The organism is Microcystis sp. M_OC_Ca_00000000_C217Col, assembly GCF_007095585.1.
Lineage (GTDB): Bacteria > Cyanobacteriota > Cyanobacteriia > Cyanobacteriales > Microcystaceae > Microcystis > Microcystis panniformis.
Map to the genome: position 1 here is coordinate 1 of NZ_SFBV01000331.1, position 17,666 is coordinate 17,666.

Annotated in this window: 20 protein-coding genes; 13 read left to right on the forward strand and 7 right to left on the reverse strand. The window is 43.4% G+C overall.

Annotated elements, in window-relative coordinates; translation table 11 throughout:
• The first annotated feature begins 340 nt into the window (after positions 1–340).
• Positions 341–1,933: an ArnT family glycosyltransferase gene (locus EWV66_RS21270; protein ID WP_052275700.1), complete on the forward strand. Its 1,593-nt coding sequence runs from the start codon at positions 341–343 to the stop codon at positions 1,931–1,933.
• Positions 1,934–2,033: 100 nt separating this feature from the next.
• Positions 2,034–2,498, forward strand: a complete 465-nt coding sequence (locus tag EWV66_RS21275) for a DNA phosphorothioation-associated protein 4 (protein WP_002738176.1) — start codon at positions 2,034–2,036, stop codon at positions 2,496–2,498.
• Between the two features lie 104 nt (positions 2,499–2,602).
• Here EWV66_RS21275 and EWV66_RS21280 read toward each other — a convergent pair whose 3' ends face one another.
• The 4 genes from EWV66_RS21280 to EWV66_RS21295 all read right to left on the reverse strand — a co-directional run bounded on the left by EWV66_RS21280 (position 2,603) and on the right by EWV66_RS21295 (position 5,645).
• Positions 2,603–3,943 (reverse strand): aromatic ring-hydroxylating dioxygenase subunit alpha, encoded by a 1,341-nt coding sequence (locus tag EWV66_RS21280; protein WP_287108361.1) that lies wholly within the window; start codon positions 3,941–3,943, stop codon positions 2,603–2,605.
• A gap of 126 nt (positions 3,944–4,069) precedes the next feature.
• Positions 4,070–4,699, reverse strand: coding sequence for a DUF1361 domain-containing protein (locus tag EWV66_RS21285; protein WP_052275701.1), 630 nt, complete (start codon positions 4,697–4,699; stop codon positions 4,070–4,072).
• A 3-nt stretch (positions 4,700–4,702) separates the two neighbouring features.
• Entirely contained in the window at positions 4,703–5,119 is a 417-nt protein-coding gene (locus EWV66_RS21290; protein WP_287108363.1) for an acyl-CoA thioesterase, read from the reverse strand.
• A gap of 7 nt (positions 5,120–5,126) precedes the next feature.
• A complete protein-coding gene (locus EWV66_RS21295) occupies positions 5,127–5,645 on the reverse strand; it encodes a cofactor assembly of complex C subunit B (protein ID WP_002734244.1) in 519 nt (172 codons plus the stop codon).
• Between the two features lie 132 nt (positions 5,646–5,777).
• On the opposite strand from EWV66_RS21295, the gene EWV66_RS21300 reads away from it, so the two are divergent.
• The 3 genes from EWV66_RS21300 (at position 5,778) to EWV66_RS21310 (ending at position 8,558) form a co-directional block, all read left to right on the forward strand.
• Entirely contained in the window at positions 5,778–6,683 is a 906-nt protein-coding gene (locus tag EWV66_RS21300; RefSeq protein WP_004163173.1) for a metal ABC transporter permease, read from the forward strand.
• Positions 6,684–7,330: 647 nt separating this feature from the next.
• Positions 7,331–7,969: a MotA/TolQ/ExbB proton channel family protein gene (locus EWV66_RS21305; RefSeq protein WP_081417888.1), complete on the forward strand. Its 639-nt coding sequence runs from the start codon at positions 7,331–7,333 to the stop codon at positions 7,967–7,969.
• Between the two features lie 19 nt (positions 7,970–7,988).
• Entirely contained in the window at positions 7,989–8,558 is a 570-nt protein-coding gene (locus EWV66_RS21310; RefSeq protein WP_072926748.1) for an ExbD/TolR family protein, read from the forward strand.
• Here EWV66_RS21310 and EWV66_RS21315 read toward each other — a convergent pair whose 3' ends face one another.
• Positions 8,559–8,909 (reverse strand): hypothetical protein, encoded by a 351-nt coding sequence (locus EWV66_RS21315; RefSeq protein WP_052275704.1) that lies wholly within the window; start codon positions 8,907–8,909, stop codon positions 8,559–8,561.
• Between the two features lie 274 nt (positions 8,910–9,183).
• Positions 9,184–10,221 carry a polysaccharide pyruvyl transferase CsaB gene (gene csaB / locus EWV66_RS21320; RefSeq protein ID WP_052275705.1) on the reverse strand — a complete coding sequence of 346 codons (1,038 nt, stop codon included), beginning with the start codon at positions 10,219–10,221 and terminating at the stop codon, positions 9,184–9,186.
• Between csaB and EWV66_RS21325 the strand changes: the two genes are divergently transcribed.
• On the forward strand, positions 10,167–10,424 hold the full coding sequence (locus EWV66_RS21325; RefSeq protein WP_265795413.1) for a hypothetical protein: 258 nt from the start codon (positions 10,167–10,169) through the stop codon (positions 10,422–10,424). The genes csaB and EWV66_RS21325 overlap by 55 nt on opposite strands.
• 43 nt (positions 10,425–10,467) lie before the next feature.
• On the opposite strand, the gene raf1 is transcribed toward EWV66_RS21325, so the two are convergent.
• On the reverse strand, positions 10,468–11,547 hold the full coding sequence (gene raf1, locus EWV66_RS21330; RefSeq protein ID WP_052275706.1) for a RuBisCO accumulation factor 1: 1,080 nt from the start codon (positions 11,545–11,547) through the stop codon (positions 10,468–10,470).
• 213 nt (positions 11,548–11,760) lie between these two features.
• Between raf1 and ccmO the strand changes: the two genes are divergently transcribed.
• From ccmO to EWV66_RS21365, 7 genes are all read left to right on the forward strand, one after another.
• On the forward strand, positions 11,761–12,561 hold the full coding sequence (ccmO, locus tag EWV66_RS21335) for a beta-carboxysome assembly protein CcmO (protein WP_002775137.1): 801 nt from the start codon (positions 11,761–11,763) through the stop codon (positions 12,559–12,561).
• Between the two features lie 409 nt (positions 12,562–12,970).
• Complete coding sequence (locus EWV66_RS21340) at positions 12,971–13,444, forward strand: hypothetical protein (protein WP_052275707.1); 474 nt, start codon at positions 12,971–12,973, stop codon at positions 13,442–13,444.
• Between the two features lie 332 nt (positions 13,445–13,776).
• Positions 13,777–14,001 carry a type II toxin-antitoxin system MazE family antitoxin gene (gene mazE, locus EWV66_RS21345; protein ID WP_052278377.1) on the forward strand — a complete coding sequence of 75 codons (225 nt, stop codon included), beginning with the start codon at positions 13,777–13,779 and terminating at the stop codon, positions 13,999–14,001.
• Entirely contained in the window at positions 13,994–14,365 is a 372-nt protein-coding gene (locus tag EWV66_RS21350; RefSeq protein WP_052275708.1) for a type II toxin-antitoxin system PemK/MazF family toxin, read from the forward strand. The genes mazE and EWV66_RS21350 overlap by 8 nt, the downstream gene beginning before the upstream one ends.
• 633 nt (positions 14,366–14,998) lie before the next feature.
• Positions 14,999–15,508, forward strand: a complete 510-nt coding sequence (locus EWV66_RS21355) for a hypothetical protein (RefSeq protein WP_249264976.1) — start codon at positions 14,999–15,001, stop codon at positions 15,506–15,508.
• A gap of 2 nt (positions 15,509–15,510) precedes the next feature.
• A complete protein-coding gene (locus tag EWV66_RS21360) occupies positions 15,511–16,824 on the forward strand; it encodes a site-specific DNA-methyltransferase (RefSeq protein WP_223210363.1) in 1,314 nt (437 codons plus the stop codon).
• A gap of 361 nt (positions 16,825–17,185) precedes the next feature.
• Positions 17,186–17,395, forward strand: coding sequence for a DUF2281 domain-containing protein (locus tag EWV66_RS21365; RefSeq protein ID WP_002760653.1), 210 nt, complete (start codon positions 17,186–17,188; stop codon positions 17,393–17,395).
• Positions 17,396–17,666 lie beyond the last annotated feature (271 nt).

Consider the following 17,666-nt stretch of genomic DNA (forward strand, 5'->3'; position numbering starts at 1 on the left):
CTCTGTGTAAGACAGTACATGGTTTTTTAACTGTGGTATGCGACGGTGGTGGAAGCAGAAACTTAAATCGTGAGGTTTAGGAATCGCCGCACTTTTAGGGCGGCGAGGATGTCAATTTACCGTTCCCCGTTCTCTTAATCCTCTTTCAGATCGCAAATCAGCAACGCCTGGGGAGAGTTTGCTGATAGCCAAGGGCTAAGAGATGACAGAGTTGGTGATATAGTAACTAAAGATCACACTTAAATCTAACCTTGCCATAGATGCACAAATCTCGAATCTGGCAACCTCAAAAATCTCCCGTCTCTAACATCAGTTTTAGCGATGAAATGAGGTAAGAATTTTGACCAAAATAATTAGCGACCGCATTGCCGTTTATCTGCTCATCGGTGGACTCCTGTTTAGAACAATCATCGCCCTGGGGCTTTATCCCGGGTATGATGAAGCCTATTATTATGTTTACAGCCATAATCTAGATTGGAGTTATTTCGATCATCCGCCAATAGTAGCGATTTCCACGGGTTTTGGGACTTGGATCACGGGATTAGTCAATCAATTTACCATTCGCTTCGGGACTCTCCTCCTCTATACTGGCAGCCTCTGCTTGCTCTATCTGACGGCTTTAAAATTGTTCAGTCTGCCGGTCGCCAGAATGACTTTAGCGATCGCGACCCTGATCCCCATCTATGGGATTGTCTTCGGGATTCTCTCGCAGCCAGATAGTCCTTTAATCTTTTTTTGGTCATTAACAGTCTATTTAGCTGCCCAAGAATTCTGGCCAATTCGGGAAAAAAACTATCATCCTAGCTATCGTCTCGCTTATATTGGACTTGCCGTAGGATTGGCGGTTTTAAGTAAATATCATGGCTTTATTTTGGGCTTTGGTTTAGTTTTATTTTGTCTGACCACTCCCCGCTATTGGCCTGTATTTAGATCGCCCTGGTTGGGATTAGGATTTATTCTCTTTTTGATAACTTTATTGCCAATTATATACTGGAATATTAACCATGATTGGATTTCCTTTCGCTTTCATTTAGAAGACCGTTTTTCTGGAGAACCCAAAGCCTTTAATATTCTCGGTATTCTCTCGGTTGTTGGCATTAGTATCGCCACGATGTTTCCTCCTTTCGGTCTGCCGATGTGGTGGGTGACATTTAAAAGCTTTGCCGAACAAATTCCTAACTTTATCTCGAAAAAAAGATTTTTTCATCGAGAAGAAGAATCACTAAAAAAATGGTTAATTCTCTCGGTTTCTCTGCCTTTAATCCTGGGAATGCTTTATGTGGGTGCTTCCCATTATCTCGCCCCTAGTTGGATTTTACCCGGGTTCTGGTCCTGCACAATTTTATTAGGAGAAAAGGCCAATACTTGGCAGCAATCTTCTCGAATCTGGGTAAAAAGATGGTTATGGGGATCGGGAATTTTTATCGTTACTGTTTTATCTATAGCAATGCTTCACGTTACTTTTGGCACTTTCCAAAAACCCAGTCAATACGCAATTTTTGGGGGAATTATTGCCCCAGAACAGGACCCTTCTCGGGAAATTGTCGATATCGATCAACTGCGCCAAGGCTTTGCTAATTCGCCCGAATTATTAGCACTTTTAAAAGATTCTAGCTTCGTTTTTACCCATAATTTTTATGTGACAGCATGGCTAGATATGGCTCTCTATCCCCTAGTTCCTATTCCCGTCACCTGTTTTAACAACGATCAAAGGGGTTATCAAATTTGGTTTAATCCTCAAGAATGGATCGGTAAAAATGGTTTATTAATTACTACAAATAGTTCTCTAGAAAGACCAGAAATAATCGATCGCTACCGTCCCTATTTCCAAGATATAATTAAAGTAGCTGTCATTCCGATCAAGCGCGGTGGTGTCGCCATCGAACAATTTCATGTTTACCAAGCTAAAGGACTAATTAAAACTTATCCTTAAAGCAGTTATAGCGGATAGGGGATAGATAAAATAGTCCATATATACTGATAACTTCTATCTCCTGAATTTTGTAAACTTTTTTACTTTTTGCTTGATAAATATGTCCATTCATCGAGTTCGTATTGCTAGAGATAAAGGGGAATTTGTCCAGTCCTTAGTTAATTTTAATCAGGGAATTGGACCCTTTCAAACCTATGCTGATGTCATCGCTTTTGCGGCGGCTTTAGGGGTAAGATATCAAGAGAGGGTGGCGATAGAAAATGTAGCGAAGGAACCCTCACCTATTAACCTAGAAATTTTTATTTCTCGTGGCTACGATACCCTAATCAAATTATTGGCAGTCAATGAATTGCAAGACACGAAAATTCTGTCTCCCCACGGGGTAGATTCGGAAGCTTTGCGAGTGACAATTTTCGAGGAATATGCCAACGCCGGTTTAGCAAGATTAGAACGAGAATTGCGCGGTGCGGTGGATTATACTGAAAGATTATTGTTAATTATCAGTCAGGAACGTTTTCGAGAAATTACTGCCACAACGGAATTCGATTTAGGCAGATTTTTGTAGTAGAAATCTTAGTTAAGTACCTAAGTAAAATTAATTACACATATCTAACCACCTCTTGCCTCTTGCCTATCTTCACTAGGAAATTAATTTTGCACGACTACTTATCAGTGTAGTTTGGTATGGGCTTTTTTCTCATAGGTGCGTTCAAATTTTGTGCGGGTGTAATTGGCAGCGATCGCTATTGCCAAAGCCAAAATTGCGAAAATAAGGGCAGTAATTTGATAGATAGACTGATTTGGGGATAAAATTGCCAGTAAAGCTAATAATATCCCCATTAAAATTGCGATCTGTTTAGTTTTTACCATTTTTTCATGGGCATCGCTACAGGTGCGACAGTGGACAGTGTGACGAGAATAGCGATCGAGGGGTAAAGGATCGGATAAATCGATCGCCGTTGTCCGCTGACTGGTGTAGCCTTGATAGTAGGGGAAAGAGTCCCCATAGCGATCGAACCATTGACGTAACTCAATCACCAAGGCATCGGAACTTTTTAAGGGTAAGTATAATTTTTGTAAACTATCTCTTGACTTTTCCACCATTTGCTGCTGACTTTGAATTAAAGGTAGATCATCTTCGAGGATGCGACTTTGACGCAGATGTTCCAACCAGCGCCAACGGTATTGACGGGAGTTAACGGCAAAATTTTGGTAACGTCGCATCAGTAAGCGAGAACGACCTTGACCCAGAGAAATCCCGTATAAAGCCAATCCAGCACACCAATGGGGATTAGGCAGAGCAAAACGATAATGAACGAGATTAGGGGCTATAAAATCCAGATATTTCCAGCTTTCCTGCGGATTGCGGCTATTGCGCCACTGACTGCGAATTCCCCGCGCCGAGATTTCGAGGATTTGGAAGGCTAACGGTTGAGCATTTTCCCGTTTTGCCCCGAATTCGCTGCGATCATGGCTAATATTAACATGGGCGGGATCGAGGAGATTTTCGAGTAAATAGCCCTGTTCATAGGGAAAATCGATGACATAATCGGTATGGACACAATTGGGGTCTTCTAGGTCTTTGATGATAGGAATATCGCTTTCTTTCGCTGTTTCCTCTTCTCCTAACCAAACCCAGAGGACTCCCTGACGTTCCACCACCCCATAGGATTTAACCTTGGCATTGCGGGGAATCGGGGTATTGACTGGCAGTTGGGGAATATGGGAACATTTTCCATCCGTCTCGAACTGCCAACCATGGTACAAACATTCTAAACGACCAGCGATCATCTGTCCTGTGGAGAGTTTAGCCAAGCGATGGGGACAGCGATCAAGCAAACAGCCCCATTTTCCCTGCTGATCGCGAAATATTAGCAATGGTTGCCCATAAAGAGAGAAAGAGTAGGGATTTTTTTGCCAATCCTGCACGAATAACACAGGATACCAACAATTTTGGTAGTGAAAATAGTCATCCCTAGGCAGGGGTTGAGATTGATCAGCGCTTGTCATGGGGATGAGAGAGAAAAAATATTAATCATCATCATAATATCGCTGCGGCCAATTGATCTCTGTCTTCCTACTATCTTTTAATTAATCGGAAAGAGACTAGGAGAGGGTGGAAATTCCCGATAGGCGTTAATTGTAGCCAAAAAATCGATTGTAAAGCCTTTTATTGATTTCGTATAGTAGCCAAATAATTAAAAAACAGACAGAGATGAATAGCAAAGGTTTTTTAGTCAGTAAATTCTGCAAACTCCAGAATAGTTGCTGCGGTTGAGTGACTAGATACCAACTATTCAGTCGGAGAAACCTTCCTAAATAGATACCGATCGCACTTAAAAAATGGAGAGTTATTTCTAGGGGTAAAACTGCTGAATTTAGCTGACTTTGCTGACAATAACTTTTTAAATTAAGTAAGGAGAGAACGTATAGCTGAAAGCCAATAAAAATAAAGAAGCTATACTGGGGAATTAAAACTAAAAAAATTAAACTTTTGGCGTAATCCTCCTGAACATAAGAGATTAAATGAATGCTATCGGTGAGAATATAGGGAGCATTGGGTAAAAAAAGCACAAAAACTAAGAGAATTAACCACCAGAGTAGGGAACGATCGAGGGTGATCCGAAATAGCCAAAAGCTGAGGACAAAGGGGATAAAAGCCAGAAAAGAATTCCAGATAATTCTTCCGGTGCTAAGGTTAAATAATTGCCAAGCATTGTGCCACCAATCCCTAGTTAAAATTATCGTTAAATCTGCCCAAATCATCTCTTAAATACCAGTATCCTCTGGGGTTGATAAATATCTTAACCAATTTTTTAAAGATTCCGGAAAAGGGATTCTTTTTCTAGCGGTGGGAGCGATGCACACATGGCGAGTTTTCGCTTTTGCGACCATGATTTCAGCCAAATAAATTTTATACTGCAATTGAAACTCGTTTTCGCTCAGGGATCGGGCAGTGAAATCAATCTGTATTTGATCGCCACAAAAAAGGGGACGAAAAAACTGGATTTCCGCTTGAGTAATCGGTAGGGCAACCGGAGAATCTTTCAAAAAATCCTTAATATTGATGCCAAATTGTGCTAAAGAAAACTCGTAGGCTTCATGACAGATCGAGAGAAGATGGGCAAAGTAAACCACACCGGCCGCATCGGTATCGGCCAGATAAATTAGGCGCTCGTAGGACATAAAAAGCTTATTGTCTTTCTAGAAAGGTTAAACTATCTTGTAGTTGTCTTAACTCGTCTCGATGGGCTTTGACAGTTAATTCCGTTTGCTGAGATTTGCTTTCTACTTTAAAAGCCACTTCCTCTAAACGGCCGACTTTTTGCCAATAGAAAACACCCGCGAGGGGAGATAAACCCACAAGAGCAAAAATATAGGGATTAGTATCGGGAAATAACACCGATAACACCAGTGAGAAGCAAAATAAACCCAAGGCAGCTAAAATTGTCAAAAATATCGCTAGAAAGGGGCTAGGCGGCACAAAACCCTGTAATCTGACAATATTCTGTTCGGGTTCGATCGCCTTGACTTGATAGGAACGTCGGTCAAAATAATCTCGCAGTTGTTCTAATAGTTGGTCGTCACTGGTACTGGTAAGATAGACACGCTGTTCGATACGCTCCTTGACGGAACCGCGAATAAAAAAGAATAATCCCACCATGAGCAGGAGAGTCAGAAAAAAAGTTGAGGAAAGAACGGGGGTATCCATGGCGGCAGTTAGGAGCGAAAAAACTTACAATTAATCCTAATCCTAACCTATCTTCTCCCCCGATTTAGAAGATAGACCCTAGGAGCAAAACCTCGATCGAGAATCAGAAAAATTTAACCCCAAGGCAGATTCATGGGCAACAATCTATTAACAGGATTAATCGAACCCTTACAGTATAGTTTCATGCAGAGATCCCTAATTGAAGCTATCATCGTCGGGATCATTTGTGCGGTGGTGGGAACCTACCTGATGGTACAACGTTTGGCCCTCTTGGGCGATGCCATCAGTCACTCGGTCCTACCCGGATTAGCGATCGCTTTTATTGGTAATTTTAATCTGCTACTGGGTGCTTTACTAGCCTCAATGGTCAGTACTCTACTGATTAACTTGATCCGTAATCGTTCCCCGATCAAAGAAGATGCGGCCATGGGTATCGTTTTCTCGGCTTTTTTTGCCCTTGGCATCACCCTGATCACTCTCATCCAAAAAAACAACAAAATTGACCTGAATCACTTTCTCTTCGGCAATATTCTGGGTGTTACTGCTGCCGACATCCGCGACACCCTAATTATTGCCGTTATCGTTTTGTTAACCGTTTTGCTCCTGTATAAAGAACTATTATTCTACACTTTCGACAAAATCGGGGCGCAAGCGGCGGGTTTACCAGTAAATTTATTAGATTTAGGCTTAATGCTCCTGATCGGTCTGACAATCGTTGCTAGTCTGCAAGCGGTGGGAGTAATCCTCGTTTTGTCCCTTTTGATTACCCCCGCGGCCACTGCTTATCTTTTAGTTACCCGTCTCCATCAAGTCATGGGTTTAGGTGTGGGTGTGGGTATTATTTCTAGTATCAGTGGGATGTATTTAAGTTATTACTGGAATTTACCCTCTGGACCGGCGATCGTGCTTGTCGCTTTTAGCCTATTTATGTTGGCCTTTTTATTCAGTCCCCGTCAAGGAATTTTCACCCATCCCTCTAGTCTAGGTGGTCAACTTTCTATCTGGGGAGAGATGAAAAATTTGTTGAGACGACGTTAGTTTGCAGCAGAAGGTGGGGTTTTTGGCCAGTGATCAAAAAAAGCCGACGACTGACGACTAAAAAACTGATAACTGCTATAAGTAGGTGGGTGGAATTAAATATAAGATGAACGTAGGTTGGGTTGAAGCATGAAACCCAACGCCCGATTATGTTACGCTACCGCTAACCCATCCTACAAATAATTGTGCCTCCCTATCCTAGTCGAGACTCCGAGACAGCAGAGGATGCCCTATCTGGTTATACTTCATCTTTATGATAAACGCCTTAAGTAGGTTTGGCTGAATAAATCTAAAAACCTTGTTGGGTAAGACTTTTAGACTTTTTGTCAATCAAAAAGTCCCAGCTCTGGGAGTGATCGGGGGGAAAATTCCTGGACTTTTTCCCTGAAAATTAGGTAATTGACCCCCTCAAAATCGGTAAAACCCTACACCCCCCCTGGGTTGGGGGGGCCACACCCTGTCCCCAGGAAAAACTTTTTCAGCAGACCCTAAGTAGGCGACAGTTTTTGAAAAATGGTATAAGAACTATAAATGTCAATTGATCGACTTAAATCTTAAACTAAATAATCAAGCCCGAATCGCCCGGTATTGGAGGGACAAAACAACTCGTGAGTATAACTGATTTAATCCAAAAAGGCGGAGTGGCCATGTGGCCACTGCTTTTTCTGTCTATTTTAGCTCTTAGCACTATTATCGAACGAATTTGGTTTTGGAGTCGTACTCTCCTCAGTGAGGGCCAGATTTTGAATCGCATTATGGAATCGGCCATCCGTAACTGGGATTTGGCGGCAAAAGTCGCTAGGGATTCCCGCAATCATCCCATCGGGAGCTATCTCTACGCACCCCTGCGCTTAGAAAATCCAGATCCAGAGGTTTTTCACTTTGCCCTCGAATCGGCTGCCGATGAACAATTATCCCTAATGAAACGGGGCGATAAAATCCTTGAGGCAGTCATTGCCCTTTCTCCCCTGTTAGGATTATTAGGGACGGTACTCGGTTTAATTACCTCTTTGGCCAATATTCAATTAAGTGACCTGGGAACTTCCTCCACAGCCGGAGTAACTTTAGGTATTAGTGAAGCTTTAATTTCCACCGCTACCGGCTTAATTGTCGCTATTTTTAGCCTCGCTTTCTATCGTGTTTTTCAGGGACTCTGGTTCAATCAAGCCCGAATTTTTCGCAAGGCCGGCAGTGATTTAGAAATTATCTACCGCCAACGCTGGTTACACCAAGAAGACCAACAATACGCCCTCAGTGCTAACCTAGAAAAACCTCTCGATCGCTAAGTCTCCCCCCTTATCAAGCATGGCCGAAACTAAATCTCTTAACCACAAAAAGCCAAAAAGTAGCCATATTACGGCTCGTCCGCTCAAATTATGGCATGATCAACAGCGCATTCAAGAGGATGTGCAGGTTAATATCATCCCCTTGATCGATGTAATTTTCTGTATTCTCACTTTCTTTATTCTTGGTGCAGTGGGATTATCTCGCCAACAGGCTATCAGCCTCGATTTACCGAAAGCTAGTACCGCCACCACCCCGATGCGGGAAATGTTGGTGGTTAGTCTCGATGATTTCGGACAACTCTACGTCGAAAAACAAATGGTGACTCGCGCCCAGTTGTTCGAGGCGATCAAGAATTATCATCAATATAGTCCCAATGGACTGATGGTACTGAATGCCTCCAGAAATGCCAGTTATAACGAAGTGGTTGGGGTTTTAGACCTACTGCGACAGGTAGGCGGTGATCGTGTGGCTTTAGCGACGCTATCGGGGGAGGCTAACAATCCCACCCTGGAAAATAGCAATCCTTTGCCCAATTTGCCGACTAATCCCACCTTGCCCAGTTTACCCAATCCTCTGGGCAGCAATTAACTAGGAATGGATGCGATAGGTGAGTAATTGTTCTTCGAGAGCAGCAATGCGATTGTAGGCCGCTGTCAATTGTGCCGTTAATCGGCGAATTTGGATTTCATCGGCAAAAGAATTATCGCCATTGACAGCTGGCGCTTGTTTGCCACCGTGATCCCGGAGAATATCTTTATGATCGTAGAGGCTATTATCGGATAACTCGGAAAAACCGACCATTTCCAGGGATTCTCCCAGGGAATGACTCGATTTATCCCCAGCTAGGATAGCAATTTGCTGGCTGAGGCTTTCGACAATATCCTGTAGACGCTCGACTTTCTGCTCAAGACTGATAATCTGTTGTTGTAGTCCATTCATGCAATTACCTAGGGATAAAGGAGGTTTCCCCTCTATGCTAGGCTCTGGAGGAAATGGACTATAACAATTTATGATTGATTTAACGATCCCTTTACTACCCTTAACGAAAATATGGCACGGGAAGTCCCCACACGAGACCGAAGCAGGATGGGGATGTGCCGAGTGCCTCCTTTCCCCTTGATCAAAACCTATGCCACAACAAGGACTTAAGCATATTTTGAGACTTTTTAGAATGAAATAGCCCTGGCATCGGTAATCGCACTCGACATAAAAATTAGCTCACCAATCTAGATAAAACTTCTCGATGAATTAAAGCTCGATCGATTAAAAAATGTTTGCGATCGCTAGTTAATCCCTCTCCATTGGCATAAAAATCAATCCAAGTGGTACTAATATCATTAACTGCCTCTGGTAACTGATCTAATTCCCAACCTGGCATCGGTACTTCGGCAATTAATCGCGACACTTTCGGATCATAACTAAGGGCAAAACAACGACAATCTTCTGCCGCGGCCATAATTAAACTATGAAAGCGCATTCCGATCACCATTTCTACCCCACGAAATAAGCCTTTTAACTGTCTTGGATCCTCTAAAATAATGATTTGATGATTTTCCCTTAATTGACGTGCTACAGCTTCACAGAGGGGCAAATCCCGCGACTTTTGAAAAGGGACTAAGAGAATAAATGCCCCCGTACTGGTTTGCAAATCAATTAAAGCTTGGGTTAATTTATCTAATTTTGCTGGGGTTAATAGGGGATGGGGACGTAAATTGACGGCGATTCTTGGGGCAGGTAAATCCGATAATCCCTTGACTGATTGAGCGTCTAAAGCCCATACTGGATCGGGGGCAACAATGGGACTAATACCCCAATTGGCGACTAAATGAGCCGAAGTATCATCGCGCACACTAACTAAACTACATTGTTGTAAGACTTTTTTGGTTAACCAACGGGTAAAAGGTCTATTTAATGGTCCAATTCCCTGCCCCCAAGCAATAGTTTTTAAGCCCAATAATTGAGCAAGAGCCATTAAACCACCGTAATAAATTGGACTGGCAAAACTGGTGACATCCTGCATTAAACTGCCACCACCCCAGATAAATATATCGGCTTTTTTAAGAGTTTGAAAAACTTGCCACCAATCCCGACTAGGACAGGTTTCCACTCCATAACGTTGACTGGTTTCTCTGGGATTATTTGACAAAACAATAGGTTTAATTTCTGACGGCAGCATCTGCAATAGAGACACTAATAATGCCTCATCTCCTCCGTTTCCTCTCCCATAATATCCACAAATTACTGCACGCATATATCAGTTATCAGTTATCAGTTATCAGTTATCAGTTATCAGTTATCAGTTATCAGTTATCAGTTATCAGTTATCAGTTAATAGAGCTTTTCACGTTACTGAGGTATCGACAAGTTTTGCCAACAAAGGGTTTAAGCTCCTTGCTCATACCTCATTCTGATGAAAACTGCTATATCTATTTTCTTATTCCCACTCATAACTAATAGCTTAAACCTGATCACTGTTTACTGATAACTGATCACTGACTTAGTCGTCCATTTGCCAGGGTTCGGTGATGTTTTTTTCATCAAGGATATTTTTTGCTCTTAAAATCAAGACCAATTCACCTAGTATGGTGACATCGGGCGAACTATCAAACCATTGTAAAAAAACGGCATTATCCTTCTCCACTAGATAATAATTGTTCACGTCCCATTCGGCAAAAACTCGATCGATCACTAATAACACTTCCTCAGATCTGGTGGCAATCGATCGAGGTAATTGATCACTAGGCCATAAAATAGCTACAGGATCGATCGCCTTGAGAATTGCTTGCCAACCGGGGAGAGGCACAATTGTTTGTTTATCCCCCACCGTTACCAATCGAAAAGGTTCCTCGACGCTCAGACTTTCCGTGCATTTTATATCAGTTACCGTCACCGGAAATCTTCCTACTAAAGGAATAATTCTGGCTAATTCGTCCTCATCCTGTAAACGATGGACGGGCAGCAACGGTGCGCTACGGGTGGGAGTAACGGTAAAATCTTGTAGTAAAGACTCGATCGCCTGTCTGGCCGAGTCAGAATGGGCAAATTTCAAACCTTTAGCGATTAATTTCGCTCTTTCGGCTAAATCTCGCTTTTGTTTGCCCCGTTTCCAACACTGGTAAGCGATCGCATCTCCAGGATGACGAGTAAATTCACTGGGAATCTGGGATAAACGGGAAAAATCTTGGATAGCTTTGGCGATATCGTGTGCTTCAGCCACCTCAATCCTTTTTTCTGCCGCTAATTTCGCTGCCCCCAATCTTTGTTCTTGGTTGAGAATCCGCAATTCGTATAGCACATCACTGCGCGGCCCGATGTAGTAACTTAATAAATCTTCATCTGCCCCCGCTTTGATTAAACTCTCAAAAACTTGGGCAGCGACAATAATTAAATTTTGTTGGGCATTTTGAAAACCGGTTTGTTCAAAAATTAACTGGGAATCGTAGCCAGCTTTTTGCAGTTTTTGACATTTTTGCCCCCAATTCACCCAATTTCCTTCCTTATGAAGCAGCGAGCGCATTAATTCGGTCGCTTCCGTTTCGCTGATTCGATCATCTGTACTGCGAGGCTGTTCTGTCATAGACAACTTGATCAAGCTACAATAACTAAAATTTATCTAGTCCCTAAAAAATCTTCAATAGCAATTAAGGTTAACAGGATAGACTAGATAGTAACAGGATAGCTGACAATCACCCCCTTCATACCTGTTAGGGCAAGTTTATCTTCAATGTCTAGATTAAGAGTTAATGGAAGCATTCCCCCCTCGTCCACAACTAACCCCGGTCAAAGGACGATGAAAACCAAGCGTCACCCCAAAGATAGTGCCTTGGGTTTAGTCTCTACCCTCAGCTTTCCGGCGATCGTCGGGACGGCGGATATGATGCTAAAATCGGCAGAAGTTACCCTCGTGGGTTACGAAAAAATTGGCGGTGGTCACTGTACGGCGATCGTGCGTGGTAATATTGCCGATGTGCGGTTAGCAGTGGAAGAAGGGGCAAAAACCGCCGCACAGTTCGGACAATTGGTATCTAAATCGGTTATTCCCCGACCAATGCCCAATTTAGAGGTAATTTTCCCAATTGGTAGCCGTTTAGCCGAAATTGCCCAAAGTCAACGGGGTTTCAGCAAACTGAGCAATATGTCGATCGGTCTCTTGGAAACCCGTGGTTTTCCTGCTATGGTGGGGGCAGCCGATGCCATGTTAAAATCCGCCGATGTGCAGTTAGCTTCCTACGAAACAATTGGGGATGGTTTGTGTACGGCCATTATCCGGGGTTCCGTCGCTAATGTGGCCGTAGCCATTGATGCGGGAATGCGGGAAGCAGAGAAAATCGGTGAACTGCACGCGGTGATGATTATTCCCCGTTTATTGGAGGATTTAGAACATACCCTACCGGTAGCCAGCTACTGGTTAGAAACCCCCGAACCTTTACCGATGTTGTTACCCAATACTGTCCGGGAAAAACAACGGGAATTGGTCGCTTTACCAGAATTGGAAAAAACCAAAATACCAATTCGTCGCCAAGAAATGCAGGAAAAAGTGTTAGAAGAAGTGATTCCCGTGGAAGTTATCACCGATGAGGACAGTTATTAATTTTTATTTTCAACCTTGCTCCTGTGCTGCTAAAAGTATAGGAGCAAAAGGTTGAATTAGGATTTGCTGAAAACGTTTGTTGGTGGGTGTGGATTTCCAGGTAAAAAATCTTTACAGAAGGCCCCGACAATTAAAAGAATCGAATAATGATAAATTTTTATCAAGGGGTGCGGTCAGATTGAATAATCGTCGGTAGAATGAGCCTATGTTGTCAGAAATTTAGTTAAACAAGGTTTTTGGCAATATACTAATCTGGCTAACACGCTTTTGGGCGTGATATAGGGAAAAGCTCTGGCGGTTGCGCCTAAATGAGGTGATATACCGAAAGTTGACCCATATCGTTAGTCTGGAGAGTTTTAGGCAGAAAGTTGACCTATAATATGTGGTTAGCCGCGTCCGAGGTAGAACAATGGCGGAGCCGAAACGACTGATTGATATCCAATTGGAGATGCTTAACGCTGAACTGAACCATATCGGTGGGGCGATCCGTCAACATGATGAGATCACCAAGTCGGTTAAGAACTGGGCCGTCGTGACATGGACAGCTAGCATTGGCTTGTTCCTCAAGGACCCAAATTTGCACTCACTCATCTGGTTGACAGCCATCGTGCCTTTGGTGTTTTGGATTGTGGATGGTTCCTTTCGCAGAATTCAGAGGAGTCTCATTAGTCGCATGCAGGAGATTTCACACTACGTAAACTCGCCGATGTTCAGAACAGCAGCTGAGAACGGGTCTGCCTTGGAGTTCCCGCTGCTACTGATGCGAAGGAAGACCAAAGATTTCAAAAACACGCTTCCAGGCACGATGTTGTTTCGATCGGTATCGCTGCTCTATCTGGGTTTGGCGTTTTGCAGTTCGCTGCTCTGGCTGACTGTGAAGTGAGAATGAGGGAGCTAACCAAACGCTCCAGCCGACTGCTACGGCTGCGGCTGAGCGTTGACGTTAGGTTTCAAACCAACATTGCGATCGCAATGTTGTAGGGTGCGTTCCCTAATGTGGCTCTTACTGCTCCACCGATCGATTTTGGGGAACGCACCATGCACATTGATTGAAACTGTGGGTTTAAGTGCGATACCGAAGACACTGGGTAGCACCCATAGATGTCGTTAGGCCTTCAATCTACTTACAGATCAGAGGCAGGCATTGACAATTAATGTAGGATTAGTTAGTATGATGATCTAATCCTACCAAGCTGTCGTAAACAGTTTATGGCAATGAGTAAGAAAGTTAGCATAACCTTAGACGACGAAGTTTTGGAATTTGTAGATCGACTAGCAAGCAATCGTAGCAGCTTCATAAATGATGTTCTCTGGCAAGAGAAGAGAAGGGTTTTTATGAAAGAGCTAGAAGAAGCTTATAAAGATCAGGCCAATGATCCAGAGATGCAAGCAGAAATCTCTGTCTGGGATATTGCAGTGGGCGACGGTCTAAATGCCTAATGGAAGACTAACCTATAAGCGAGGAGAGATCTGGTGGGTCGATCTGAAACCCGCTGTTGGTCATGAAACCGATAAAGAACGTCCTTGCCTGATTTTACAAAACGATATTGGCAATCAAAATGGAACAACGACAGTAGTTGCTCCATTGTTGCCCGGGAAAAGGACTTATCCTTTTGTTGTCAATATTACACCGACAGTGCAGAATGGACTAGACGGAGATCGATACATCAACTTAAGTCAAATGAGGGCTGTAGATTCTCAAAGAATTAAGAATAAACAGGGTGTTTTAGAAGACGTTTATTGGGAAGAAATAGAGAAAGCAGTATGTATTGAGCTCGGTTTCAGCAAATCGCTATCGTCGTAGAGTTCGTTCCCTAAGGTGGTTCCTACTGCTCCAGCGATCGATTTTGGGGAACGCACCATGCACATTGATTGAAGCTGTGGGTTAAAGTGCGATGTGGGCTAATCTGGCTAACACGCTTTTGGGCGTGATATAGGGAAAAGTTCTGGCGATTGCGCCTAAATGGGGTGATATGGCGAAAGTTGACCCATATCGTTACTCTGGAGAGTGTTATACATAGAGTTGGCGTATAATATGTAGTTAGAACCTCTTAAATAGTGGGTCTGCAAGCTCAATGAAAAAAGAACGAAAATTTTCCGACTACAAATCCGAAGCTGAGGCGTGGATCACACTCGCCACAGGTGAGTATTACCCAGATATTCTTCCGGACGCTTGCCGATTATATGAGCCAGTTCTAGTCGAGTTTGGGCTATTGCTAAAGACATCGCATTCTTCCACTAACTTTTTCACCTCTATTATGGACACGAGGAATCAGTGGATGCGCACGCAGCTTTGCCGTGTATTTAAGAAGTACGTTAGCCCACAAACACCAGTTGAAATGTTAAAAAAAAAACAGACACAGATAGAATATGTGTTCAGTTTGGTGATGCTTTCAGGAATATTGTCGAAGTCCAGCAGAAATTTGACAGTCGCCCCATGCCCGACGAAGCGTTATGCGCAGTACTTTGGGAATACAAGGATCGCGGTAAAAAAGGGTATGACTTAACTGAAAGGTTATTCGATGTTCTGCGCAGCCAGCATATCGGGTTGGTTGTTACGGGCCCTGAAAGAGCGGGTAAAGATGTACTGCTAGGAAATGTTTTTAATGATTACCCGAAGCCAGATCGTCCAGTAGATTTCGTTATCTATGAAGGCAAGAAAGTGCTTGCTATTGGTTTGGCTCGCTACGACTCAGATCGCGGCGGTGCACAGGAGGATGATCGCACGGGTCAATATCGTGAAGTTGCCCAAGAGATTCTTGGCTATGCAGACAGTCATGGATTGCCGCATATCAAAGTGGTCTATGTAAATGACGGCCCAGGCCTCTTACTTGGTTCTATGTGGAATGATTACGCTTACATCGAAGATCAATGGCCAGACCGAGTAAAGGTTGTCACGCTGCGCATGGTTCCAGATCGCATCACATCTGAATGGTTGAGGTCTTAAGTATGGCGGTTCCAATTCCAGGCATGGGAAATCGTACAAAAGGAGAAAGGGTGTCGCCTGTGGACACTAATGGTTTTCGCCTAGAGTACCCCGGAAAAAAGGCACAAGAAGATATTCTTGCGCTTCCCGCAGGACACTACTCGCCAAATTCGGCATATTCAGGCGGCGATAATAGGCTTTACCACGCGGACAACTTGGCTGTACTTGCGGCTTTAGCGAAGGATGAAGCCGTAAGCGGAAAAGTGAAACTTGTTTACATCGATCCTCCATTTGCAACTGCATCATCCTTTGAGTCAAGAAAACAAAACCATGCTTATGACGATCATCTTGTTGGACCTGATTTTGTTGAAACGTTACGCGAACGCCTAATTTTAATTCACCGTTTGTTGGCCGATGATGGTTCGCTATACCTTCACCTTGATGAAAGAATGATTTTTCATTTTCGCGTCGTCTTAGATGAAATTTTCGGAGAGAAAAATTTCCGAAATTGCATAACGCGCAAGAAGTGCAATCCTAAGAACTACACGAGAAAGACATACGGAAATGTAGCCGACTACATTCTTTTCTACACAAAGAGCGATAACTATGTATGGAACCGACCAATTGAACCATGGGATGAAGTTAAATCAGTAAAGGAGTATCCATGCCTTGATCCCGATGGGCGCAGATACAAAAAAGTACCCGTCCATGCTCCCGGTGTCCGTAACGGGGAAACAGGTGGGGAGTGGAAAGGCAAGCTGCCGCCACCCGGAAAGCATTGGCAATATAAACCGTCAACCCTAGATGAGATGGATGCCCGTGGAGAGATTTATTGGTCGCCAACGGGAAACCCGCGCCGAAAAATCTATCTTGAAAATAGCGCTGGAATTCCAGTGCAAGACATTTGGATGGACTTTCGTGACGCGCATAATCAAAACATTCATATAACCGGCTATCCAACGGAAAAGAATCCTGCACTTCTTTCTAGAATTATTGAAGCATCATCAAATCCCGGTGATCTTGTCCTAGATTGCTATGCAGGGTCTGGAACCACATTAGTGGTGGCATCAGAGCTTGGGCGGAAATGGATTGGTGTTGATCGTAGCCAGGAGGCTATTACAACAATATTGCATAGGATGGCTAATGGCTCGGATCGTATGGGTGATTTTGTCAATGAGAAATCCAAAAAAGCTTCATTGCCATTATTCAGCATTGCCGACTTCACACTGTTTGAAGAGGCTGCGGAAGAAAACATTCAGCCTAAAGATGCTGACATTACATCGCCAAACGGGGTTCTAACAATTCGTTCCAGCGGACGCGCTAAAGCGCGCCGCTGAACTTATCCGTTATGCTAAACCAATAAGCTGTAGTGCGATACCGAAGGCACTGCGTAGTGCGATGCCGAAGGCACTGCGTAGCAGTACGCAATCTTGTAGGGTGCGTTCCCTAAGGTGGCTCCTACTGCTCCACTAATAGATTTTTGGGGAACGCACCATGCACATTGATTGAAACTGTGGGTTTAAGTGCGATGTCGAAGGCACTGGGTAGCACCCCTAGATGTCGTTGGAGGGCTTGCTTTAGGGCGCTATACTGGGTTATAGGGGTTTTCAAGATTAGTGCTGTTTCTCATCAAATCCTATGCTAGACTGGTGGTAGATTAGTTATCAACTACTACAAAAAGTTGAATTGGTAAAATACATGAGTACATCAGCAAAATCACTAGAAGAACTGGTGAGACAATTATCGCCCCAGTTAAAGGTTGAAGTACAAACGTTTGTAGAGTCACTTTTAAGTAAATCTAACCAACCTATAAAACGTAAACTCCGTCAAGACTGGGCAGGGATGCTTAAAACCGATTACACATCAATTGAGTTACAGCATCTTGCAGTTGAATGGAGAAATGGCTAGTGTTTCTTCTGGATACGAATATTTGGCTAGAACGCTTATTAGGACAAGGACAGGCGGAGGTTGTTGCGGAGCTACTTGATACGCTCTCGCCGTCTGATATGTGTATGACTGATTTTACTTTACCTAAAATGTCGGATGAATGCCCCCGCTAGATTTTTCAACAAGATACTCACCAATAACAGTTAACAGTTAACAGTTACCAGTTATCAGTTTTTCCCCCACTGTTAACTGATAACTGTTCACTGACAACTGAAGAGACACCATGGGTTAA